General features: G+C 54.8%; 19 protein-coding genes and 1 pseudogene. 9 read left to right on the plus strand and 11 right to left on the minus strand.

All coding sequences use genetic code 11. The features are described from left to right. Positions 1-115: 115 nt before the first annotated feature. The 3 genes from HZU72_RS00370 to HZU72_RS00380 are packed head-to-tail and all read right to left on the minus strand — an operon-like array spanning position 116 to position 4,063. Positions 116-781, minus strand: coding sequence for a nucleotidyltransferase family protein (locus tag HZU72_RS00370; RefSeq protein WP_180089540.1), 666 nt, complete (start codon positions 779-781; stop codon positions 116-118). Next, positions 771-1,739 (minus strand): XdhC family protein, encoded by a 969-nt coding sequence (locus HZU72_RS00375; RefSeq protein WP_180089542.1) that lies wholly within the window; start codon positions 1,737-1,739, stop codon positions 771-773. Before HZU72_RS00375 ends, HZU72_RS00370 begins: the two co-directional genes overlap by 11 nt. Continuing rightward, on the minus strand, positions 1,739-4,063 hold the full coding sequence (locus tag HZU72_RS00380; RefSeq protein WP_180089544.1) for a xanthine dehydrogenase family protein molybdopterin-binding subunit: 2,325 nt from the start codon (positions 4,061-4,063) through the stop codon (positions 1,739-1,741). The genes HZU72_RS00375 and HZU72_RS00380 overlap by 1 nt, the downstream gene beginning before the upstream one ends. Positions 4,064-4,272: 209 nt before the next feature. Here HZU72_RS00380 and HZU72_RS00385 point away from each other — a divergent pair, with 209 nt between their 5' ends. Then, positions 4,273-4,764, plus strand: coding sequence for a MarR family winged helix-turn-helix transcriptional regulator (locus HZU72_RS00385; protein ID WP_180089546.1), 492 nt, complete (start codon positions 4,273-4,275; stop codon positions 4,762-4,764). Positions 4,765-4,772: 8 nt separating this feature from the next. Here the strand turns inward: HZU72_RS00385 and HZU72_RS24090 are convergent. The 7 genes and pseudogenes from HZU72_RS24090 to HZU72_RS00420 all read right to left on the minus strand — a co-directional run bounded on the left by HZU72_RS24090 (position 4,773) and on the right by HZU72_RS00420 (position 11,497). Then, positions 4,773-6,294, minus strand: a pseudogene (locus tag HZU72_RS24090) (tripartite tricarboxylate transporter permease). 21 nt (positions 6,295-6,315) lie between these two features. Continuing rightward, complete coding sequence (locus HZU72_RS00395; protein WP_180089548.1) at positions 6,316-6,858, minus strand: tripartite tricarboxylate transporter TctB family protein; 543 nt, start codon at positions 6,856-6,858, stop codon at positions 6,316-6,318. Between the two features lie 20 nt (positions 6,859-6,878). After that, complete coding sequence (locus tag HZU72_RS00400; RefSeq protein ID WP_180089549.1) at positions 6,879-7,853, minus strand: Bug family tripartite tricarboxylate transporter substrate binding protein; 975 nt, start codon at positions 7,851-7,853, stop codon at positions 6,879-6,881. Positions 7,854-8,001: 148 nt separating this feature from the next. Beyond that, on the minus strand, positions 8,002-8,679 hold the full coding sequence (locus HZU72_RS00405) for an N-carbamoylsarcosine amidohydrolase (RefSeq protein ID WP_161462884.1): 678 nt from the start codon (positions 8,677-8,679) through the stop codon (positions 8,002-8,004). A 50-nt stretch (positions 8,680-8,729) separates the two neighbouring features. After that, positions 8,730-9,479 (minus strand): maleate cis-trans isomerase family protein, encoded by a 750-nt coding sequence (locus HZU72_RS00410; protein ID WP_445533562.1) that lies wholly within the window; start codon positions 9,477-9,479, stop codon positions 8,730-8,732. Between the two features lie 42 nt (positions 9,480-9,521). Then, positions 9,522-10,340 carry an alpha/beta fold hydrolase gene (locus HZU72_RS00415; RefSeq protein ID WP_180089551.1) on the minus strand — a complete coding sequence of 273 codons (819 nt, stop codon included), beginning with the start codon at positions 10,338-10,340 and terminating at the stop codon, positions 9,522-9,524. After that, entirely contained in the window at positions 10,337-11,497 is a 1,161-nt protein-coding gene (locus HZU72_RS00420; protein ID WP_180089553.1) for an FAD-dependent monooxygenase, read from the minus strand. Before HZU72_RS00420 ends, HZU72_RS00415 begins: the two co-directional genes overlap by 4 nt. A gap of 462 nt (positions 11,498-11,959) precedes the next feature. Between HZU72_RS00420 and HZU72_RS00425 the strand changes: the two genes are divergently transcribed. The 5 genes from HZU72_RS00425 (at position 11,960) to HZU72_RS00445 (ending at position 18,324) form a co-directional block, all read left to right on the plus strand. Beyond that, complete coding sequence (locus HZU72_RS00425; protein WP_039857427.1) at positions 11,960-12,448, plus strand: (2Fe-2S)-binding protein; 489 nt, start codon at positions 11,960-11,962, stop codon at positions 12,446-12,448. Further along, positions 12,441-15,452, plus strand: coding sequence for a c-type cytochrome (locus HZU72_RS00430; protein WP_235975848.1), 3,012 nt, complete (start codon positions 12,441-12,443; stop codon positions 15,450-15,452). The genes HZU72_RS00425 and HZU72_RS00430 overlap by 8 nt, the downstream gene beginning before the upstream one ends. 21 nt (positions 15,453-15,473) lie before the next feature. Next, positions 15,474-15,662 (plus strand): hypothetical protein, encoded by a 189-nt coding sequence (locus tag HZU72_RS00435; RefSeq protein ID WP_180089557.1) that lies wholly within the window; start codon positions 15,474-15,476, stop codon positions 15,660-15,662. Further along, positions 15,655-17,163 carry a sodium:solute symporter family protein gene (locus HZU72_RS00440; protein WP_180089558.1) on the plus strand — a complete coding sequence of 503 codons (1,509 nt, stop codon included), beginning with the start codon at positions 15,655-15,657 and terminating at the stop codon, positions 17,161-17,163. The genes HZU72_RS00435 and HZU72_RS00440 overlap by 8 nt, the downstream gene beginning before the upstream one ends. A gap of 129 nt (positions 17,164-17,292) precedes the next feature. Continuing rightward, entirely contained in the window at positions 17,293-18,324 is a 1,032-nt protein-coding gene (locus HZU72_RS00445) for a 2,5-dihydroxypyridine 5,6-dioxygenase NicX family protein (RefSeq protein WP_180089560.1), read from the plus strand. 271 nt (positions 18,325-18,595) lie between these two features. Here HZU72_RS00445 and HZU72_RS00450 read toward each other — a convergent pair whose 3' ends face one another. Continuing rightward, positions 18,596-19,513 carry a LysR family transcriptional regulator gene (locus tag HZU72_RS00450; RefSeq protein ID WP_180089562.1) on the minus strand — a complete coding sequence of 306 codons (918 nt, stop codon included), beginning with the start codon at positions 19,511-19,513 and terminating at the stop codon, positions 18,596-18,598. A 321-nt stretch (positions 19,514-19,834) separates the two neighbouring features. Between HZU72_RS00450 and HZU72_RS00455 the strand changes: the two genes are divergently transcribed. The 3 genes from HZU72_RS00455 to HZU72_RS00465 are packed head-to-tail and all read left to right on the plus strand — an operon-like array spanning position 19,835 to position 22,359. Next, positions 19,835-20,611, plus strand: a complete 777-nt coding sequence (locus tag HZU72_RS00455; RefSeq protein WP_208457902.1) for an ABC transporter permease — start codon at positions 19,835-19,837, stop codon at positions 20,609-20,611. Positions 20,612-20,616: 5 nt separating this feature from the next. After that, complete coding sequence (locus HZU72_RS00460) at positions 20,617-21,390, plus strand: ABC transporter ATP-binding protein (RefSeq protein ID WP_179915565.1); 774 nt, start codon at positions 20,617-20,619, stop codon at positions 21,388-21,390. 12 nt (positions 21,391-21,402) lie between these two features. Further along, a complete protein-coding gene (locus HZU72_RS00465; protein ID WP_180089566.1) occupies positions 21,403-22,359 on the plus strand; it encodes an ABC transporter substrate-binding protein in 957 nt (318 codons plus the stop codon). The last annotated feature ends 44 nt before the right edge of the window (positions 22,360-22,403 follow it).

A 22,403-nucleotide genomic window follows, 5' to 3' on the forward strand; every position in this document is an offset into this window, starting at 1 on the left:
TTTAATGGTTCCCTAGGTGTTATTCTTACTACCGCTAATCAATAACGGCCGATCCTGCAATTGCTTAAATATTTGAGGTTATTAATATCTTTTGGGCTAGCATAGTAGTGTTGAGCTAAGAGTCTTTTTTGGTTTTTAGTGTAATTTTTGTTGTAGTTTTGTGTGGCGCTTGCGTGCTTCTTGTATTTTTTAGTGATTTTGTTAAATCATCGGGGTAGTCGACGTCAGTGCACACACCTGGGTCGTTGAGAGAGACATGAATAACACGGTTACTATGCTTTTTGATGACAGGACTTGCACCCCTGTCGTTTTCTAAAAGTGCCAGTTCGTGCCAGAATTCTCTACCAAAAACAACAGGATGCCCAGGATTCCCTTGATGTAGCGGCTGTACGATACTTTCTGGAGTGGCCATTTTTGTTAATACACTGCATGTCTCTTCGCTTACCCAAGGGAGGTCGGCTAGCCATACTGCGGCAGCACGATAATGATGTATGCTTTCATCGCTGCAGAGTTGCCTAAAAGCATCGCTAATACTGTAACCAAGTCCTAAATGACTGCGCTGACTAATAACAGTGTGATTCGCTGGTGTAAGGCCGAGTAACTGGGGATTATCTTCGGGTTTAATGACAACGCGGCTATTAGAAAAATTTTTCTGAATAGTTTGTAAAGTGGAACTAAGTAGTGTTTCTTCATTGCCGAGTCTGGCGATTCTTTTATCGCTGCCAAAGCGGCTTGATTGGCCTGCCGCCATCACGATGACCATGATATCGCTACAAGGCATGGCGTGCTTTTCCGCGAGAGAGGCGAGCAATATCGGCCATCACGGCTAGCGCAATTTCAGCGGGTGTTTTGCTACCCAGATTAAGCCCAATGGGCATGGCAATTCTTGCTACTTGGCTTTCCGTCAGGCCGCCAGAACGTAGCAGCCGTTCGGCACGCTGCTGTGATGTCAGCTGAGAGCCCATAACGCCAATGTAAAAGGCTTCCGTTCGGACGGCTTCGATCATCGCTAAATCATCGATACGCGGGTCGTGGGTCAAGGCCACAACGGCGGTATTGGCATGGCAACCGCCAGAGGCAATAAACACTGAGGGCAGTACCGCCTGCACTTCCACACCGGCGACAGTAAAGTTTTGCCTAGCTTCGTCTCTGGGGTCGCAGACAATCACTTCAAAACCAAGCGTTTGGGCAAACAGCGCACAGGGCGCAGAGACTGAGGAGATCCCCGCGATAATCAGCCGTAGCGCAGGGCCTATGCGAATATTGACGCTAGCTGTATCGAAAGTAACGGTGGGCTCGGTGTTATTCGATGGGTTAAAGCGCTTGCTGCTGCCATCCAGGGTGATGCAGCGGGTTAGCGGTTGGCGACCCAGTAACGTGGCATGCATCACTTCTAAGTGAGTGAGGTTTTCGGTGTTTGGCGCTAGCCGTTCAACCAACACTTCAAGGCGACCACCGCAGGGTAAACGAATATTCGCTGAACCAGCGTCACCGCCATAGCGCACCCGTTGAACCGGCTCGTTAAACTCACCATTTTGAAGCCTTGCGATAAAGTCTTCTTCGACACAGCCACCCGACAGTGATCCCAGATAGTCGCCTGTCGAACATGCGGCCAGCATGGCACCCGGCTCCCGGGGAGCCGAGCCAAAAGTTTTCAGAACTGTGCATAGCCAAACGGTCAGTCCCTGATTGGCCCACTTCAACGCGCGTTCGATAACCTTTATATCAAGGTGGTGCATTAACTAGCCGCCTCCATGGGGAGTCGAAAGGAGGCTTTCAGTACGTCGCGAATGGTGTCAGGGGTAAAAGGAGGATGGGTAAAGCGTACCCCCGTGGCATCAAAAAGCGCGTTGGCAATCGCAGGAGCGCCGGGTAGTGAGGCGGACTCTCCAACGCCGAGTGGGGGCAGTTCAGGGCGATCAAGCAGCATGACGTCGATGGGAGGAAGCTCCGAGAAACGCAGAATAGGGTAGCCGCCCCATTCTCTGCTGGTCGGTAAACCATCCTCAAAGGTTACCCGCTCCTTTAAAGTGCGGCTGAGCATCTGGATCACATTGCCATGCACCTGATGGCGAACGCCGGCGGGGTTCACCATCAAGCCCGCATCCTGACCCACATATAAGTTCTCGACGACAACCCGCCCGCTCTTCACATTGACTTTAAGCTCAATCACCCAGGCAGCGAGCGCGGCACCAAAGCCTGGAAATTTACTATGTACGTACTGGGCGTAAGCGAAGCCTCGGCCGTAGCGCCACTCGCCATCGCTACTCGGATTGGCGTTGGCGGTGTAGGGTTTCCAGTTCGCACGTTCGGCTAACGCCTCGACAAGCTCGCAGGCGCGGTTATCGGCTAAGAAGCGTAACCGGTAGGCGACAGGATCTTCCCCCGCCAAGTAGGCGAGTTCATCAATATAGCTTTCGTGGGCGAAGGTGCTGGGCAGCGCCGAGACACCACGCAGCCAGGAGGCACGAACCAGCGTCGGGACGTCGTCGCACACTATTTGGCGATGAGGATAGCGGTAGGGCGGCACCGACGTTCGATCTCCCATCTCAAAGGGGATATCAATAGGTGAGGCAGCACCGGTCAGCAGTAGTGTCAGGGTGGGCGCACTGTTAGAGGGGTAGCGCGTATTAAAGCGATAGCCTGCTGGACTGCCATCTGCGTTTAAGCCGCCCTGGATGGCCATATACTGAGCAGCCCCTTTAGGCTCCCAGGTGTGCTCCTGCTCACGGGTTAGTTGTACACGGACAGGACGGCCAACCGCCTGAGACAGCAGCACGGCATCCGCGCCAACGTCGTCGGCGCAGTTGCGACCATAGCAGCCCGAAGTTTCCATGCGGGTAATGGTGATAACGCCTTCATCCAAACCGGTAAGGCGGGCGAGGTCGGCGCGCAGGCTGTGTGGATTTTGGGTGCCCGACCATACGTGAAGACCATCTTCATTGGCATCAGCGACGGAGCACGAAGGGCCAATGGAGCCATGCAGTTGGAAAGGCCACACATAGTGACGATTGAGCGGATGTTGTGCGGCGGCTAGAGCGCTGTCCAGATCACCCTCTTCGAGGAGTATGCGCTGCTTGCTGGGCAGGTCGAGCAGTGCTTGCTCTATGTTGTCCAACTGAGGCAAGCCTTCGATTGGGCGCCACTGGATCTTTAGCTGTTTGGCTGCGGCAGCAGCCTGCTCTTCACGCTCGGCCACCACGCCAACAAAGTCACCGACCACCACGACGCTTACCACACCTGGCAAATGCGCCACAGAGCTTTCATCTACCGCGATTAAACTGTTGCCAATAAAGTCGCCGCTATCATGGCCTACATAAGGCGGACGAATCACTCGCCCATGCAGCATGTTGGGCAGACGTAGGTCGTGGATAAAGGTCAATTGCCCGGTGGCCTTGGCGGGTATATCCACGCGGGAGGTCGATTGGCCGACCAGGGTATAATGGCTGACAGGCTTAAGCGGCACCTCATCGGCAAGCCTTAATGCATGACGGGTGCCCCGCAGCAACTCCCCATAGCTAACGCATGGGCGATCCTTGTCATTTGGCGTAATAGTTCCGTGAGTATGAACAGTTTCGTGGGTATGAATCGTATCGTTGCGATAAATAGTGCCGTCCTGGCAGCTAAGTAGCGAGCGCTCAGTGTCAAAGTGCTTTGCTGCCAGTGTTAATAGATACTCCCGCGCCTGTGCCGCAGCTCGGCGTAAAGGCTCTGCAGTGATCTGAATCGACGCACTGGCAATGGTGGGGCCTTGATTGGGGGCTTCAACGGAGTTGCCCAGCACCATGGTGACGTCGTTGAACGCGATGCTAAGCTCTTCTGCGACAATTTGAGCGAGCGCCGTGCGTATGCCAGTGCCCAGGTCCACGTGGCCGTTGAAAGCCACGATATGACTATCGCTCAGCACGGCAATGAATATCTCAGGCTCATGTGGAGTGAAGTTTGAGTGTGTACCTGGCTGTCCGGGCGCGGGCTTAGGGGGCGTAACCGGGTCGCGATAGATCACCAGAACATCAGACCCATACAGCAGTGACTCTCTTGTATAGTCTGATTTATCAGCCATGTCTGCCTCCCTCGCTCGCGTTTAAGATGATCAGTGCGGATGAATTTTAGGTGATGAAAGAGCGATAACTAAGGTAAAATTATAGCGTGTACGCCATAAAAGCATGATGAATTGATCCAGCGCAAGGAGTATTTCATACGTTGATGCATCATTTTGTTAACCAGTGCCATACTCGATACACGACGTCGCCAATAGATTAAGGATATGGAATGACAACGGATAGTGCGTTCAAACACTCGTCTTCCGGCGAGCACTCTACGCCTTCAGAGCAGGGGTATGATTTCTCTGAGCAAGTAGGGCATCTACTGCGTAAAGCCTACCAGCGGCATACGGCTATTTTTCAGCGCTACAGCAACGATAAACAGCTCACGGCCATTCAATTTGTAACGCTGTGCACGGTGATGGAGCGCGGCCCCAGCTCGTTAACCGATATCGTCAACGCTACGGCGATTGATCCAGCCACTATCCGTGGCGTCATTAAACGTCTTAAAGCGCGGGGGTGGATCTCGCTAACCACCGACCCCAATGATCAACGCAAAGTCATGGTCGTGATCACCGAGCCCGGGGAGACATTAGTAGAGGCTATGGTGCCCAGTGCCAAGCAAATTAGCGATCAGACCATGAAAAATCTCAACCCGGCAGAGCGGGTTGCCTTAATGCATCTGCTGGAAAAAATGAACGCTGATTCTTCTTTTACCTAATCGGCTTATCAAAAAGGTACCTTTAATCGCTGTAGGTCGCTTTTAAAGCGAACCCACAGTGGTGCTATGAAAGGTAGGACTATAGCAAAGATTGATAGGGCTAAGAGACTCATTGCTATTGGGCTATTCAGGAACATATCCCAGGAGCCGCGCCCCAGAATAAGACTGCGCCGCAGATTCTCTTCTAGGAGCGGCCCCAGAATGAGGCCGAACGCCAGCGGTGCGCTCGGCAGCGATAGAAGATGCAGCAGATACCCCAGTGACCCGAAAAATAGCATGATATAAACATCAGCCATGCTGTTACGGATGGCATAGGCGCCGACAACACAGAGCAGAGCAATGCCGACCAGTAACACATGGGAAGGAATGCGTAGAATCAAGGGAAGCCAGCGCATCATTAAAAGACCAATGATGAGTGTCAGAAGAAGCGCAATAAGAAAGCCTGCATAAATGCTGGAAACCATTTGCGGGTTTTCGGCAAACAGCATTGGCCCTGGACGTAAACCATGAATCAATAGCGACCCCATCAGTACCGCTGTGATGGCGTCTCCTGGCACACCCAGTGTCATCATGGGAATCATGGTGCCGCCTATGCTCGAACTGTTGGCAGCCTCTGGAGCAACTACCCCCTCAATTGCACCCTGACCAAATTGCTCAGGGTGTTTGGAAAAACGCATTTCCTGGGCGTAGGCAATTGCAACCGCGATGGCCGACCCCGCGGCAGGAATAGCGCCAACAAAGGCGCCAATGAGTGAACCCCGTAGCATGGATTTCCAGCGTTTCAGTAGTGACCTTACTTTCATCTGAGTACGCTGTGTTGCTTTCATGTTTACCGTAGGTGCAAGCCTGATGAGAGGCATGAAGGTGTTTCAGTACTTCGGCCAAGCCAAATAATCCTACACAAAGTGGCACCAACTCGACTCCCCCTTGCAAGAGGCGGGTGTCAAACGTGAAGCGGGGAACATCGGTTAACGTATCGAAACCTACCATGCCGCATATTAGTCCAATGGCACCTACCAGTAAGCCGCGAACGGTGGTGCCGGGAGATGCATACGCTAAGAGAACCAGACCAAAGATGGCGACAGCAGCGAATTCAGGGCTGCGAAAGCTCATGGCAACAGATGCAAGCAGGGGCGCAATAATGACCAGCAAGCCCAGCCCAAATGCGCCACCTATCGTTGAGGCAACCAGCGCATAAACAAGCGCTTCTCTGGCTCTGCCTGCCTTGGCCATCGGGTGACCATCCAGTTGAGTCACAATGGCACCCGGTGTGCCTGGAATATTGATTAGAATGGCAGATATCGAACCTCCGTAAACACTGGCGACAAAGACGCAGAGCAAGAATAGAATCGCCAGATGGGCCTCCATGCTGAAACTTAGCGGTAGCAATATGGCCAGTGCCATCGTAGAGCTAACACCCGGTAGTGCACCCAGAACGATGCCTAATAGTGCGCCCAGAGCGGCAAGCGATAAGCCCCAGGGCGAAAGAAGCGTACTTATCAGGGCAGTAATAAAACTTTCAATCAGCATGATCGGCTCCTGAGTTGGGCATCACAATGGGACGTCGAGCAGTGTGATAAAAATCACATAGAGACTGGTACATAGCAGGCTAGATATTAGGCAACCCAGCAGCGCAGCTTGGACGACCCGTCGGGTACGGCGGTACCCCAACCAGAATAACCAGGGTGTTGCTATGGCAAGGGCTGCAGGTAAGAAGCCCAGCCATTGAACAATGCTTGGCAGGAGAGCCAGGGTTCCCAGAAGTGCCGCCGCATGAAGGTGCTGACTTATGGGCGGAAGGGGGTGTTCAGCTACTTCCGACAGAGGGCTTTCTAAGGGTTGGCCGCGGTTTTTGGTGCGTTTCACCCATCGCCAAACGCCCTTCATCAGAATCAGCGTGCCGCCGGTTAATAGCAGGCCCAGTGTGACCAGGGGGAGTAAGGCGGGGCCTGGATCTAGCCCTCGGCCCAGGCTATTCATGAGGGCCGGACTGTTGACGACGCTAACCAGTCCTACCAGAGCGAACCCACAGAAAAAAGTACCACAGGCTATATCGCGCCAAGCGGCGACTGACCGAAAAGCTGAAGTAGTCATCGGGTGTACTCCGCTCAAGGCTAGCGTGTCAGTGAGTCATCCACTAGGTTGGACTCGGTAAGAATCGCGTAAACCTCATCGGCACGCTGCTGCAGGTAGTGCTCCGTCTCATCTTGTGACTTGGGTTGAATCACCAAACCAATGTCATGTGCGGCGTCTTGAAACGAGGTGTCCTGAAGTAGCTCATAGAACATTCCAGCCAGTTTGTTCCTGCGCGCTTCGGTCACTTCACCGGGAAGGTAGAGCATGAAGAAATCCTCCGCGATGAAGTCATATCCCTGCTCCTTGAAAGTGGGGACTTCGGGCGCGAAAGGATGGCGTTGTTCTGCCGCAACACCCAATAAGTTGAGCTGCCCTGCATCATGTTGATCAGCCAATAGTGGAATAGGCAGCAGCGCAGACATTACTTCGCCTGAAAGCAGTGCGGAAACAGTAGGAGCGTAACCTTGGTAGGGAATCTTGGTCAGTTCAACATCGAACTGGTTTTCAAGCATGGCAGCGGCAATGAAGGAGAAGCCACCGGGAGAGTCATTGCCGTTTATGATGCTGCCTGGCGCCTCCTTCAGCGTATTGAGGTAAACTGATATATCCGCAATATCCGTGTCATCAGTGACCGCTAGAGCGGCAGGTTCGGGGCCAATAAATACTAAGGGTGTGAGGTCATTCAACGCAGTGGCGTTGGGATTCATAAAACTCTGGGCGATAGCATGGGTACCCATAACGCCAACGGTATAGCCATCGGCAGTGGCATCTGCCACATGCCTTACGCCTGTGGAGCCTGCCGCACCGGTGACATTCTGGACGACTAACGGTACCGAGAAAGTTTGGCTAGCATGCTCAGCCATCAACCTTGCGGCAAGGTCATAAGCTCCACCCGCTGGCCAGGGAACAACAATGTTGATGGGTTTTTCAGGGAAATCATCAGCCACCAAAGGTGCTGTCCACTGTAGGCCTAGCAGCAGGGCGGATGACATGATTAGATGTTGTGCTTTCATGATAGTTACCTATGTGATTCGTCAGGGGTCAACGCGGTGTGTCTTATAGTTAGGGATGTTTGCTGGCGTGCGTTGATGCCTTTTTTTCTCCTCTTCTCTGATGCTGCAGCAGGGCTCTAGGGTAGCGTGGCTTTGCTGCAGCAATGGGCTATGTGTTGCTCGGGTTGGTCAATAGATGGTTTATAGCCAACTGGCTATCGATGACATCCCCATATTTGCTATCGATATCAAACAGGTTTGCTTCATGGGGTGCGGGGTGGCGGTCGCCTACGCAATCACGTACCACCATCACCCGAAAGCCGTGCTGTACGCCATCAACAGCGGTGGCGCGAATGCAGCCGCTGGTGGAGCAGCCGGTGATGATCAGTGTATCGATACCCATGGCGACCAGCGTGGAGGCGAGCGAGGTGCCAAAGAACGCGCTGGCATACTGTTTGGTCATTACCAGCTCATCTTCACGGGGGGCCACCTCGGGGCAGAACTCGGCGTAAGGATTGCCCGCCACCATCGCCCGCATGACCGGCGCCTTCTTGACCCAAATGCCGCCATCGATTTGATCCGGGGCGTGATAAAGGATGTTGGTGTGGATAACAGGCGTGCCAGTGCGCCGTGCGGTATTGAGTAGCGGAGGCATATTGGCCACCGCATCCACCACGCCCTGGGCAAATAGCGGCGAACCTGGTGTGGTGTAGCCTTGCATAAAATCAACCACCAGCAGCGCGGGCGTTTTGCCAAAACCGATGCGCCCATCCCACACGCCTCGGTAGTTGTCCGTGGCAGTGTTATCGCTAACGCCATCGCTGTTATCAGTCGTGTGTGGTGACATGGTCGTCTCCTTAATCAGCACACTATATCGTCAATAAGTACCTGATCTCGTTAGTAAGCCCCTGACAAGAGGGCGCCCGCGCCCGGTACGATGGGCTCCAGGTCGAGTGCCTTGAGCATGGCGTAGGTGGTAGCAATCGCGGCGGTAACCACCGGCTTACCGGTCAGGGCTTCGACCTTGGCGACGGCCGGCAGCGATGGCATTTGTACACAGGCCGACAAGACGATAGCGTCCACGTTACTTAAATCGAGACTGGCGACGATCTCGGGGAGATTGGCGGGGTCGTGGCGAGCGACATCCAGGTTATTAGGGATCTCAAGCGCTCGGTAGTCGAGCACGTCAATGCCTTCCTGGCGGATGTAGTCCACCACCATTTCGGTCAGCGGCTTCATGTAGGGGGCCACTACCACCACGCGCTTGGCTTTCATCACACCCAGGGCATCAACCAGAGCACCGGCGCTGGTGACCACCGGCGTGTCGCAGCCGTTCTCTTCGGTGCGGCTGCGCAAACGCTTTTGCGACTCTCGGTGGTAGCCGGGCCCCATCGCCATAATGGCAACCAGGCAGGCATACCCCATCACATCCACTGCGGCATCGGAGAGTTCCAGGGCACAGCGATCAGACTCCGCATCCATGGCAGCCAGCTCGTCCTTGCTGACGTTCTTCATGCGCATGCGGCTGGAGTGGAAGGTAAAGCGCTCCGGGCGGATTAACTGCCGCGCCGTAAGCATGGCGGGTATTTCGGTCTCCATGGTGATATTGGAGCTGGGGACGATCTGGCCGATACGGTAGCTTTTGATCTCGTTCTTTATATAGTTGCTGGTCATGGTATTTGGCCTCTCTTAGAGCTCGCTGCCCAGGAAGTCTTCAAACGCGGCAAAAAAACCGTCGAAGTCATCCCAGGGAATCATGTGACCCGCTTGTTCCGCGGTAGAAATACGAACCGTCGGTAGAAGGGCGCGTATTTCGGCGCGATCTTCATCCTGGATAACACCGCCTTTGCCTGCACACATCAGCAGCGTGGGCACTTTGATAGCGGGGAAATCCTGGTGGATATCGACGCTGTGGAACTCTTCAAAGGCCTGAACGATGGCGGGCTCAAAGCAAGTGTGTAACCACTCGGCGCGTAACCGCAGTTGCTCGTCGCTCCAGGTGGGGCAGTAGTGGCGCATGGTCTCGATATCGGCACCACGTGTGCAGTCGCGAATCGAATCCACGTACCAGGGCAGCTTGCTGGGGTACTCACGGCGTCCTGGCCCTGAAACCGGTGGGTCGATAAGTACCAGTTTGTCGATTCCCTTGGCGCCGCGACTCATGGCGCGTAGCGCAAAGCGCGCACCCATGGAGTGGCCCGCCAAAATGACATTGCTTAGACCCAGCGCATCGATAAAGGCGATCACATCGTTGGCGCAGGTGTCGGTGTCATAGGCGAGGTCAGGCCCGGTGGACGACAAGCCGCGTCCACGGACATCCAGCACATAAGTGTCAAAATGCTGACCGAGCCGCTCGGCCACAAAACGCCAGGTGATGGCCGGGCTGGTAATGCCTGGTATCAGTACCAGTGGCTGGCGCGAGGTCTCGGCGCTGTCACTGAAGCGCAGGTAGTGCTGACGAATACCATTGGCGTGCACGTTGGCGCCATAGAGATAGGTGCTGCTCATGCTGGGCTCCCTTGACTGGTTGGTTGCTTCAGCGGTACTTCAAAGGGGTCATAGGCGAATACCCAGGCCGGGTCTTCGTCTTCCCGTAACCAGGTATTGTCGTGGGAAACCTGCTGAACCCGCGAGGCGCGTTCAAAACGGTTGGTGCGGTAAAGTTCGAATGCCTGCTGGTAGTGCTCGGCGCCTACTTCCTCCAGGCAGCGTACCAGCATGGCGGCATCCTCGATGGCCATGGCAGCGCCCTGGGCCATATGAGGCTTCATCGGGTGGCAGGCATCGCCCAGCAGCACCAGTCGATTTTCATGCCACAGTGGCAGCGGGTTGCGCTCCAGTAAGGGCCATTTGGTGACGGTTTCAGTGCAGTCAATCAGCGCTTGTACGGTGGGGTGGTATCCCTCGAATGCTTTGCGCATCTCTTCCCTTGAGCTGTCGACGAAGGAAGTGCCGTGGTCCCAATCGGGTTCAGGCACGCCGGTCACGTAGTAATACTCCTTCTCGTCGCCGGTCACGAAGTACACCATCATGTGCCGGTCTTCCGACCACCACTTCACGCAGGCTTCGAAATCCAAGTCGTATGCCTTGAGTTTTTCGGCAGAGATAATTGCCCGGTGAGCGACCCAGCCGCTATAGATCGGAGCCTCTGGACCCAGCAGCTTCTCGCGCAGGCGCGAATTGACACCGTCTGCACCGATTACCAGGTCGGCCTCTTCCGTCGAGCCGTCAGCGAAGGTCATGACGACCTTGCCGCCGCTGTCGTCGACATCGACCAGGCGCTTATCGAAATAGAGGTTGTCCTGGTCGAGGGTGCTGACCATCAATTCGTGCAGATCACCACGGTGTACGGTGATGTAGGCCGCCCCATAGTTTTCGCGAGCAAACTCGCCTAGCGGGATACGTGACTGATACTCGCCGGTCATACCGTTGCGGCTAAACCAGTAATCGGGGTGTGAGCCCATGGCATTGAGCTTCTCCTCAATGCCGATCCGGCGCATCACTTTCATCACGTTGGGGCCAAGGTGAATGCCTGCCCCAAGGCGCGCAAACGCTGGTGCCTGTTCGTACACCTTGGTGGGGTAACCTGCTTTCTGCAGTAGCGCGCCTGCAGCGGCGCCGCCCAGGCCCGCGCCAATAACGGCTATGGTGGGTTTATTGTTCATATCCTGGTTTCCTCGCTGTTTTATTCGCCTATCACTCGTTTCTGAATGCGTTCGTGAATGCTATAAAACAACGTATACACCATTTATTTTTTGGTCAAGAATTAGTTTCGAAATTATTTTTTAACGGGAACAGGACGGTGTTTATAAATAAATATATGAATTTAATGTAGTTATTGTTGTTTTTTGGTTTTATGCAAAAACTTGAAAAACGTGTGCATTGAGTGCTATACGTTTATTAGGCTTATTTTTATAGCGTATGCACCTTTAATGCTCGATGGGTATTAGCTCTGCACTTAGCTGGTGCAAGTCGATTGGCCGGATGTGAAAGGTAGATGAAAATAGGCTGGTTTAAGGTGCTACGAAGCGTGTTTGACAGGCAGTATTTATTAGTAATATCTAAGTCATATCCAGGCCCTATTCAGAGCAAGAGGGCGGGCTTAACAATAACGATGATGATCCTCTATGACGCTAAAGCTAACTATCAATGGGCAAGAACGCGAGCTGGCCGTGCCGCCGCAGACACCATTGCTCAATGTGTTGCGTAACGACCTGGCGCTCAATGGACCCAAGTATGGCTGTGGTTTGGGCGAGTGTGGGGCATGCAGCGTATTGATTGATGGCATGGCCGCACGCACCTGCGTGCTGCCCGTGTCCGCTGCCGTTGGCCATGAGGTAACCACCCTTGATGGTCTTTCCCAGGGCGGTGAGCTTGACCCTGTACAACAAGCCTTTATCGATGCTCAGGCAGCCCAGTGTGGCTACTGTTTGAACGGCATGATCATCACTATTCGTGCGCTGCTAAATCATAATACCCAACCCTCTGCGCAGCAGATTCGCACCGCTTTAGAGCATAACCTCTGCCGATGTGGCACCCATGTTGAAATTCTCCAGGCAGCAGAGCGTGCCGTGGTCATTAACGCGGCCGCGTTGCAGGAGGCGTCTCATGAGTGAAGGGTCGATGCTCCATGGCCAGCAAAAACAGGCCGGCATCCCCGCGCTGCTAGCGCAGGCACGTTTTGGTGTCGTCGTGCGTCCACCTTACTACCAGTGGAATGATGAGCGTTTTGAGAGTGATCGCTTAGTTGGCGTCGATAGCAGCAGCATTGCCTCACTATCTGGATCTATTGAAGTCGTGGTGGAAGGGAATTTTGTGGGGGTGGTTGCCGATAGTTTGGCCTTGGCGACCGATGCTGCTAAACAGCTGAAGGTTGAGTGGCAGGCCGTTCACCAGACGCCCGAAAAAGCGCCTGAAAGCGATCAAGCGCCCTCTGAATCGCCTCTTGTTAAGCCTGGCCAGTCGTACATGCATTCGAACCATGGGTATGGCTGGCCGAGTCGCATGCGCTGGGGCAATCACCCCAGCTGGGTAATTGCCGATTGCCGCGACCAACAATTGAGTGTGTGGGGGCAAACCGTCACGCCAGCAGCGCTTAAGCAGGATCTAAGCCGGTTAACCGCGCTGGATATTAGCCAGATTGAGCTTTACAGCGTTGATGGTAAACACGCATCCAATCAGGCCTCAGGGTTGGGCCGCCATTGCGGTGACGATGCTGCCCTGGATGCGGCGTTGATGTCGCGGACGGTGGGCGGCCCGGTAGCCGTTTGGCTCGATGCCCGCTACGCCAAGGATGTTCAGGCATTGGGCCAAGCGCAGCGAATTACCCTAAACGCGGATATTGCCAGTAGTGGTGAGATAGCCCGTTATCACTATCAGCAGGCCAATCTCACGGGTGAAGTGGCTGCCGTAGGATTGTTGTTAAGTGGTAGGGCCGCGATAACAACGTCCAGCGCTGAGGCCACCGCCGGCGAGCAAGACACAACGCCGTTCTCACCCTATGTATTTCGCGACCAATACCTTGCCGCACGCTCCCAGTCAGACTCGCTCTCCACCAATTCCACCTTGATGGGTATACAGCAGACGTTCGCTCGAGAATCTTTTTTAGATGAGGTTGCCCGCGAGAGTGACCAAGACCCTGTCGCGCTGCGACTTCGACATCTTGACGATGCGCGTGGTATTGAGCTGATTGAGTCCGTTGCTAAACGGGCCGAGTGGCAAAGGGCAGCCAGTCCATCAGCAAACTCTTTACCCCAGGATCTACTGCGCGGGCGGGGCTTTGCCTACTCTCAACTGCCCGATCGGAATCAGCGCGTGGAATCGGGAGTGCGCTCTGCCTGGATTGCCGATGTGGAGGTCAATCGTGTTACCGGCGATGTTCAGCTTACCCGTTTGGTCGTTGGTCAGGACGTCGGCTCTGATGTGGATACTGATCGCCTTCAGCAAACGCTACAGGCCCGGGTCTTGGGTGAAGCGCACCCCCTTTTGGGGCAGGCGCCTAGCTTCGACGAGTGGGGTGACGGCAGTCGTACGCTGACTAAAAGTGAATATTCAGCAGGATTACCAACCACCGCTTCTTCGCCAAGCCCTGTTGAGGAAGGTGTTAATCAAACCGCCGGTGAAGACGTATTAACCGGTGCGGAGCTATCACCGGGGGTTGCGGTAATAGCCAATGCGCTTTTTGATGCCACCGGCCTGCGTTTTCGCCAACCACCGTTTACCGCCAAGCGCGTGCGCCAGGCACTCGAAGCTTCGTCCACAGAGGAAGCAGGTCTCCCAATTAAATTTAAACAGCCGCGATCCCTGAAGCGTCGCTGGTTAGCCGCTGCAGCGTTCACCACCATTGCGGGCACTGCGGCCATGGCATGGCCGTGGAAAGGGGCCATTGCGCCTGTCTCTCGGCCAGCCACCAACCTCTATTCCGCCGAGACCATTGAGCGCGGGCGACTCGTTGCGGCTGCAGGCGACTGCGCGGCGTGTCATACCACCGAAGGTGGCGTAACCAATGCAGGTGGGCGTGGGTTTGAGACACCTTTCGGGACGCTCTACAGCACGAACATTACGCCGGATGAGGCGACGGGGATTGGTCAGTGGTCTTACGCAGCCTTCGAGCGCGCCATGCGCCACGGCATTAGCCGTGATGGCAGCCACCTTTATCCCGCGTTTCCCTATACGGCGTTTGCCAAGGCCAGTGATGCCGATTTACAGGCGCTTTACGCCTACTTAATGGCTCAGACCCCCGTGTCGACTGAAAAAAAAGCCAATGCGCTTACTTTTCCCTTCAGTGTGCGTAGCTTAATGGCAGGCTGGAATACGCTTTATCACGATGCAACTCCTTTCCAACCTGACCCCATGCAAAGCGAACTGTATAACCGGGGGGCCTACCTTGCCGAAGGGTTAGGCCACTGCAGCGCCTGCCATAGTCCCCGCAATGCCATGGGGGCTGAGAAAAGCGGCGAGGCGTATTTTGCCGGTGCCTTTGTAGATGGTTGGGAAGCACCACCACTGAATACGCTGTCGCGTGCGCCCATCCCGTGGAGTGAAACATCGCTTTACGACTATCTGCGCCACGGTGAATCTGAACTTCACGGCGTTGCCTCTGGCCCTATGGCCCCGGTGGTAGCGGGGCTGGCTGAGCTGCCTGAATACGATGTGCGGGCTATTGCTCACTATGTGGCCGCCCAGATGCAGGCACCCACGGGGAATAGCGATGCGGCTGTGGCGGACGCTACGCAGCGCGTGACCAGTGCAGCCGTTAGCTCAACAGAAATGGAGGCAGGGGAGCGGCTCTTCGAGGGCGCCTGTGCGGCGTGCCATGTCGATTCTGGCGTTCCTACCTTTTCAAGGGCGAGCACTAATCTGGCGCTGAATACCAATTTGCACAGCGATCATCCCGATAACGTTATTCAGTCAATTTTGGGCGGTGTTCATGCCGAACACATTCCTGGTATTGGTAGCATGCCAGGCTTTGCCGACAGCTTTAGTAATACCCAGGTCGCTGATTTGACGACCTATCTCCGAGCGCGTTTTGCCCCAGAGAAAGCGCCTTGGCAAAAAGTAAAACAACGTATCGAAGATATACGCCAGCCTCACCACAACAACACTCACTCTTCTCCCTGACGTAATAAAACGAGGTGGATTATGAAACGCAGTAAATGGATATGGCTAGTATGGGCAGTGGTCCTGCTGAGCTACCTGATGCCTTACACCCTCTTGAGCGGGGTCGCGCTCTGGTACGGCAGCTTCCTGTTTTGGATGTTGGCAGGGCTGGTCATCATTGCGCTGAATGTGTTTATCACTAAGGATTTTGAGGAGCACAGCAATGACTGAATCACTCATCTGGTGGTCCATCGCCATCTACTTATTGATCGCCATAGGCATTGCGATTATGTCTCGCCAAGGCCCTTCCGAAAGTATGTCGGGATACTTTCTGGGTAACCGACAAATGAACGGCTTTGTCTCGGCGCTGAGCTACAGTGCCACGACGTATAGCGCATTTATGATGGTGGGCTTGGCAGGTCTTACCTATGCCGGCGGCGTTGGCGCGCTAGGCTTTGAAATCATCTATTTCGCCGGTGTCTCTCTGGTGGCTGTTTTCGGTCCAAAATTTTGGGCAGTCGGCAAGAAGTTCGGCTATGTGACGCCCAGCGAGATGCTGGGCCACCGCTACAACAGCAAACATGTGGCCATGGCTGTCTCGATTGCCAGTTGTATCTTCCTGATTCCCTACTCGGCCGTTCAGCTCGCGGGTGTTGGTTACCTGTTGCAGGGGATTACTGATGGCGCGATTACCTTTACTACCGGGGTGGTGCTGGCCACTGTCATCGCCATCTTCTTCTCCTATATCGCGGGTATTCGTTCGGTGATGTGGACCGACTCGCTCCAGGCCATCATGATGATTGTCGCCTCAACCCTGGTGGCCTTCCTGGTGATCCAGGGCTTGGGTGGTTTCGGCGCACTATTCGATACGCTGGCAACGGAACATCCGCAGTCACTCACGGTGCCCGGCCCTGGCCTGTTCAGCTTTGTCACTTTCCTGGGGCTCACCATTCCCTGGTTCTTCTTTAGCATCTCCAACCCACAGGTCAGTCAACGTCTGTTTATGCCCTCCTCGCTGCGCTCCATGCGCCACATGCTGATTGGCTTCCTGGTGTTTGGTTTTATCTACACCATGGTCTCTGTGCTGTGGGGCTTCTCTGCCTTAGCCGCTTTCCCAAGTCTTGCAAGTGCAGATTTAGCCACGCCCACGCTGCTGGCCTCGGAGTTTGTTCCGCCAGTATTGGGGGTGATCGTGATGATCGGCATCATGGCGGCCGCGGTCTCTACTATCGATTCGATCATGCTGACCCTGGCGTCCATGGTTTCCCGAGACGTCTATGCGAACGTTAAACCGAACGTCAGTGAAAAGCGCCAACTGCTGGTGGGCAAGTTCGTGGTGCCGGTGATTGCACTGATGGCGCTGGCCTTTGCCGAGCTGCAGCTTGACCTTATTGCGGTGCTGTCGGTGGCTGCTTCCTCTGGTCTGGTAGCCATGGTGCCCGCCCTTATCGGTGCCTTCTATTGGAAGCGCGGTACTGGCGTCGGTGCACTGGTAAGCGTGGTGGGCACCAGCGCCTTTGTACTGCTGATGTATGCCACTGGCAATTCACTGCTGGGCCTGCCCGCTGGCGTTTGGGGCATTGTGGTCGCTAGTGTGCTGTTTGTTGGCGTTAGCCTTATGACCAAGCCTCATCAAGCCTCTTCGGACGCCTTCTTTACCGCCATCGCGGAAGAGCTGGGTAAAAAGCGCCGTACTACCTCCGATCAAGCGACGAAGGCGGCGGCTGCCTAATTGATGTTCAGCTTTGAACCGATAAAACCATAGAGCGCTTGGTGTGCCCAAAGGCGAGCACGAGCGCTCTCAGCTAACACTTCCCGGTACGCTATAGCTGTGCTTTCGCCTGGGAAGTTAGGAGACTTTATGGATCACGCAAGCTTTGCCGAAATTTGCCTCCATCAGCTAAAAATGTCCGGCGTACATGAAGGCGAGAAACTCGTCGTACTGACTCAGGGCAGCGAACGCCTTGATTATGCGGATGCCTTTATGGCGGCGGGGCAGCGTTTAGGTGCCAATATGTATCACATGCGGTTACCCGCGCCGTTACCTACAGGTGGCTGGGCCGTGGGAACAACGGGGCTTGCTAGCATGCCCGATGCGGTGGAAGCGCTTAAAAACTGCGACATGTTGATCGATTGTATTTTCCTGCTGTTCTCTCCCGAACAAATGGCGATCCAAGCCGCGGGCACGCGCATATTGACGGCGGTTGAACCGCCAGAACTGCTGGCCAGAATGTTGCCCACCAAGGAGCTAAGGGAAAAGGTCGAACTGGCCGCCGCGCTGCTGGAAAAAGCCAAAGTGATGCGCATCACCTCGCCCAATGGCACTGATGTTACCTACCAACTGAATACTTATGAGACGGTTGCTGAATATGCCTGTACCGACGAACCGGGGCGTTGGGATCACTGGCCCTCTGGCTTTGTGTTCACCGGCGGTGATGACGATGGCGTTGATGGCACCATTGTGGTGGCGCCGGGCGATATTCTGCTACCTCAGAACATGTATGTCAGAGAGCCCATTACCTATACCATTGAAAAGGGCTGGATTACCGATATACGCGGTGGGCTCGATGCGGAGCTAGTGAAATCCTATATGGATAGCTTTAACGACCCGCGCGGTATGGGCATGAGCCATGTGGGCTGGGGCATGAACCCTAATGCCAAATGGCATCGCATGGTGCCGGGAGAGTTCCCAGGCGGGATGGGGATGGAGCCGCGCAGCTTTTATGGCAACGTAATGTTCTCCACCGGCCCTAACAGCGAACTGGGCGGGACTAACGATACCGCCTGTCATCTGGATATTCCCATGCGCAACTGCTCGCTCTTCCTGGACGATGAGCCCATCGTCATTGATGGCGATATCGTCGTTAAAGAGCTGCAAATGGACAAAAATTAAATCTTTGATAGCCATGATATTTATGAAAGTCCCTGCTTAGGAGCTTTTAGGCTGCTAACAAAGTCAAAGTGTATTTTTGAGAACTGATCCAGCATCTAATAACTACTAAAATAGGGCGATTTTTTACAATCTGAGGCACCCAAATCGGGTGCCTTTTGCGTTTCTGGGTGGGAGGAGGGGTTAGAGCATTTCCCACTCTGCCGTTTCCAGCTCGCTGCTCGTGACGGAAGAGCATCCATTAATGAAGCTTGCGCTATCGAGTTGGACAGGCTCATTGGGTAGAAGCACCCTCAATGTCGGTAATGGCTTGGCGGATTTGCTCCAGGATCACCGTTGTGGCCATCGGTAGTGGACGGTCAGCGGCGACGCACAGCGATAGGTGTGACCTGACTTGGCGATGGTCAGTCAGTACGTTAAAGGCGAGTTCCTGTTGTTCGACTTCTCGGGCAATGTCCAGACGCGTTAAAAACGCAACGCCCAACCCTGATCGTGCTAAGGACTTGATGGACAGAATGCGGTTGCAATGTGCCAGGGTGGAAAATTGTAGATCGGTCGTGTCCAGCAGCCTTTGCAGTGTGGAACCAGCAAACATCTCGGTATCCGGCCGAATCAGCGGGAAGGGGGTGCAGTCTCGCAGTTTAAGAGATGGCTTTTGAGCGAGCGGATGGCTTGGCGCAACAACTGCGCCAAAGGAGAGGTTAACTTTTTCAACAAATCTTACTTTCCGTGTGGGTGGTGCGTTCATGCAAATTCCAATATCTGCCTCACCCGTTACAACCTGTTCCAGGATATTAGCGGTGACCCCCGTGCTAATGACGAAGCGCACCCTCGGAAAGCGTTTACCAAAGCGATGCAGGACTTCTGGAAGAACCCGGTCAGTCATCGACTCGATGGTTGCGATACGGATTTCTGCACTGCCCGCCCCTCTGATGTCCCCCAGGTAGCCCACCAATTGACGCTCATCGCGCTGCCACTGGCGCACCTGATAGAGAATGATTTCACCCGCGGGAGAGAGTCTCATGCCGCGTGGCATGCGTTCGAAAAGGGGTACCCCCAGCTCATCTTCCAACTTCAGGATCTGCCGGTTGACGGCTGAAGCAGCGACATGCAAGTGGTCAGCCGCCTTGCGTAATGACCCGTGACGAGCCACCTCTTCGAAATAGCGTAAAGACAACAGAATTAATGACATCTGTGATGGCCCCGTATGGCTGGTCAAACATATAGGCGTTTAACTGTAGCATTTTTAGCAACAGTAGTATCGAAAATTGGTTATAGACCAGTACGGTAGGAGGTGCATAAGATAAGGCCATTGCTTGTGACGTCGCTTTACAGGGGAAGTGTAGGTCACGGATATGAGGGCAATGTAACTGGATCATTCTCAAGGGTAATGACTGATGAAAGGTAAAAGGTTGACGTCCATTCTGACCGTCGAGGCTATGTCAAGTGAGTGCATCTCGGCGCAACACATTGGAATAAATAAAATAAAGGCTTGGCCAATGAGGAGCTTATGATGGCTCAGTCACCTCACTTCTTTTGGCGGGTTGCGCGACAGTCGGGGGCCGTTGTCTCGATCCTGTTTGTCCTTCTGGTCTGGACGCTCTTCTCAGCGCTGAACATTATGCCGCAGGCGATTCTGCCTTCGCCCGCCTCCGTCTGGTCCGCGACAGTCGAGATGGCCGAGAACGGTACACTTGGCCGCGACCTCACGGTATCGCTGTCACGGGCGACGATAGGATTTTCGATTGGCACCAGCCTTGGCGTGCTAGTCGGGCTGCTGACTGGTCGTATGGCACTGATGCAGGTGCTACTAGCTCCGGCGCTAACACTGCTACGCCCGATCCCCGCTATTGCTTTGGTTCCATTGGCCATTGTTTGGTTCGGCATCGGTGAAGGCTCAAAGTATTTCGTTATCAGCTATACCGTGTTCTTGACCGTCTGGTTCAACACCCATCATGGGATGCAGTATGTTCCCGACATCTATCTGCGCGCGTCGCGTTCACTTGGTGTGTCGCGGGCACGCGAATTCCTAACCGTGATTATTCCTGCCGCTGCGCCTTATATCCTTGCCGGCATTCGACTGGGCGTCGCTTTGGCCTTTCTCAGTCTTGTCGCGGCAGAACTTTCGGGGGCCTCGTCGGGGATCGGCTATCGCTTGCAAGAGGCACGGCAATATATCCGCACCGACCGTATGTTCTCGCTTCTTATCATTCTAGGCATTCTAGGTGCGGTGGCGGATGTGATCGTCCAGCGCATCGGCCAACGCCTGGTCCACTGGCAGCAGGGGTGATCGCCATGACAAAGCAAGTAACCCAGGGCCATGTCTGTATAGACGATCTGTCCATCACCTTTGACGTACGTGGCGGCTCGATGGTCGCGTTGGCGCCAACCTCGCTGGAATTGTCGCCGGGCAGCTTTACCGCGCTGATTGGTCCGTCGGGATGCGGCAAGTCGACGTTGATGAATGCGGTTGCGGGCTTCGTGCCTGCCACCACCGGGCGTATTACCATTGACGGTGCGCCGATCAACGGCCCCTCGGATAAGGTCGGCGTAATCTTTCAGCAGTATGCGCTATTTCCCTGGTTCACTGCGCTCGATAACGTGCGGTTCGGGCTGAAGCGGCTGAAACTGTCGAAATCTGAGGAGCTCGACCGTGCCCGCGCCGCCATCGCCGAGGTGGGACTGGAGGAACATGCCCAAAAGTACCCACAGGAGCTTTCCGGTGGGATGAAACAACGCGTCGCCATTGCCCGTACCTTCGCCTTCGGGCCGCAGGTCATGCTGATGGATGAACCCTTTGGAGCATTGGATGCGCAGACCCGGCTGGTGATGCACGACCTGCTGCTGAGAATCTGGGAAAAACACAAGGCAACAGTGCTGTTCGTTACCCATGATGTGGACGAGGCGCTGATTCTGACTGATGACATCCAACTAATGTCTTCGGGGCCGGGGAGGATCATCAAGCACTATCCGTTGGCCGAACCGCGCCCGCGCAAGCTCAACCGCGACAATGTTCATCTGCTGGAAACCCGCGATGAGATCATCGCGCTTCTACATCAATCCCACTAAATGAGGTTCACCATGCGCTTTCTGAAACCTGTTGCCGCCGCCGCTGCATTCCTGATCCCGCTGCCGGTCATGGCGCAAGATATCGTTTTCGGCTGGAATCCCAACCCCTCAACCCCCCAGGTTGATGTTGCAATGGTCAACGGCTATTTCGAGGATGCCGGTCTCGATGTGAAAATTGTCCCCTTCGTTTCCGGGCGTGAGGCTTTCGAGGCACTGCTGGGTGGGCAGGTGGATGTAGCTTTCATGGCCGAATTTCCTGCTGCTACCGGCATTCTGACCAATCAGCCTTTTGCTATTGTCGCCGATCTGACCCGTTATCAGGGCATGCGCATCATCACCAAAAATGAGCCGCTGGACTCGGCCTCCGACCTGGGAGGTAAACGGATCGGTACGTCCATTGGCACCAATACCGACTTTTACTTATCGAACGTACTGGCATCCGAGGGTGTCGAGGCTGAGATTGTTAATGCGGCGGCCTCTGACTTGGTAGCGGCACTAGCACGCGGCGATGTGGATGTCATCGTGCCTTTCCCCACCTATTACGGCCCCGCCGCTGAGACGCTTGGTGATAGCTATCAGGAGTGGCGAGCCCCCGGATACCAAACCCACTATGTTTTGGCTGTAAACGCCGACATGAGTGAGGAAAAATCCGCTGCCATGGAGGATTTCCTCGGCGCCCTGGTTCGAGCGAATGCTGAGGTCGCGGCTGACCCTGAGGCGGCAATGGATGCTACTGCCGCTGCCATGCAGGGAATCGTTGCGCCAGAGGTGCTATCCGATCTGTGGGCCGACAGCGTTTTTGATTTGCAGTTGGGCTCCGACCTAGCTGAGCTCCTGCATAGCGAGACCGAATGGATCCTATCGCAAGGAGTGATTCGAGGGGAGGTGCCGACGCTTGAGACGGTCGAATCCTTCTTTGATCCTGCGCCCCTTAGTGAGGTAGCACCTGAGGCGGTCGATCTTGATTAACGTATGCCCTCTGCCCATCACGCCGCCTGCCGAATATTGCTGGA

This window comes from Vreelandella sedimenti (assembly GCF_013416325.1).
Classification (GTDB): domain Bacteria; phylum Pseudomonadota; class Gammaproteobacteria; order Pseudomonadales; family Halomonadaceae; genus Vreelandella; species Vreelandella sedimenti.

Coding starts and splice junctions, on each gene's coding strand:
- HZU72_RS00465 (WP_180089566.1), top strand. CDS start 21,403: ATGCGCTTTCTGAAACCTGTTGCCGCCGCCGCTGCATTCCTGATCCCG.
- HZU72_RS00400 (WP_180089549.1), bottom strand. CDS start 7,853: ATGAAAGCACAACATCTAATCATGTCATCCGCCCTGCTGCTAGGCCTA.
- HZU72_RS00450 (WP_180089562.1), bottom strand. CDS start 19,513: ATGTCATTAATTCTGTTGTCTTTACGCTATTTCGAAGAGGTGGCTCGT.
- HZU72_RS00440 (WP_180089558.1), top strand. CDS start 15,655: ATGACTGAATCACTCATCTGGTGGTCCATCGCCATCTACTTATTGATC.
- HZU72_RS00375 (WP_180089542.1), bottom strand. CDS start 1,739: ATGCACCACCTTGATATAAAGGTTATCGAACGCGCGTTGAAGTGGGCC.
- HZU72_RS00370 (WP_180089540.1), bottom strand. CDS start 781: ATGCCTTGTAGCGATATCATGGTCATCGTGATGGCGGCAGGCCAATCA.
- HZU72_RS00385 (WP_180089546.1), top strand. CDS start 4,273: ATGACAACGGATAGTGCGTTCAAACACTCGTCTTCCGGCGAGCACTCT.
- HZU72_RS00460 (WP_179915565.1), top strand. CDS start 20,617: ATGACAAAGCAAGTAACCCAGGGCCATGTCTGTATAGACGATCTGTCC.
- HZU72_RS00435 (WP_180089557.1), top strand. CDS start 15,474: ATGAAACGCAGTAAATGGATATGGCTAGTATGGGCAGTGGTCCTGCTG.
- HZU72_RS00430 (WP_235975848.1), top strand. CDS start 12,441: ATGAGTGAAGGGTCGATGCTCCATGGCCAGCAAAAACAGGCCGGCATC.
- HZU72_RS00380 (WP_180089544.1), bottom strand. CDS start 4,063: ATGGCTGATAAATCAGACTATACAAGAGAGTCACTGCTGTATGGGTCT.
- HZU72_RS00415 (WP_180089551.1), bottom strand. CDS start 10,340: ATGAGCAGCACCTATCTCTATGGCGCCAACGTGCACGCCAATGGTATT.
- HZU72_RS00420 (WP_180089553.1), bottom strand. CDS start 11,497: ATGAACAATAAACCCACCATAGCCGTTATTGGCGCGGGCCTGGGCGGC.
- HZU72_RS00445 (WP_180089560.1), top strand. CDS start 17,293: ATGGATCACGCAAGCTTTGCCGAAATTTGCCTCCATCAGCTAAAAATG.
- HZU72_RS00395 (WP_180089548.1), bottom strand. CDS start 6,858: ATGACTACTTCAGCTTTTCGGTCAGTCGCCGCTTGGCGCGATATAGCC.
- HZU72_RS00455 (WP_208457902.1), top strand. CDS start 19,835: ATGGCTCAGTCACCTCACTTCTTTTGGCGGGTTGCGCGACAGTCGGGG.
- HZU72_RS00425 (WP_039857427.1), top strand. CDS start 11,960: ATGACGCTAAAGCTAACTATCAATGGGCAAGAACGCGAGCTGGCCGTG.
- HZU72_RS00405 (WP_161462884.1), bottom strand. CDS start 8,679: ATGTCACCACACACGACTGATAACAGCGATGGCGTTAGCGATAACACT.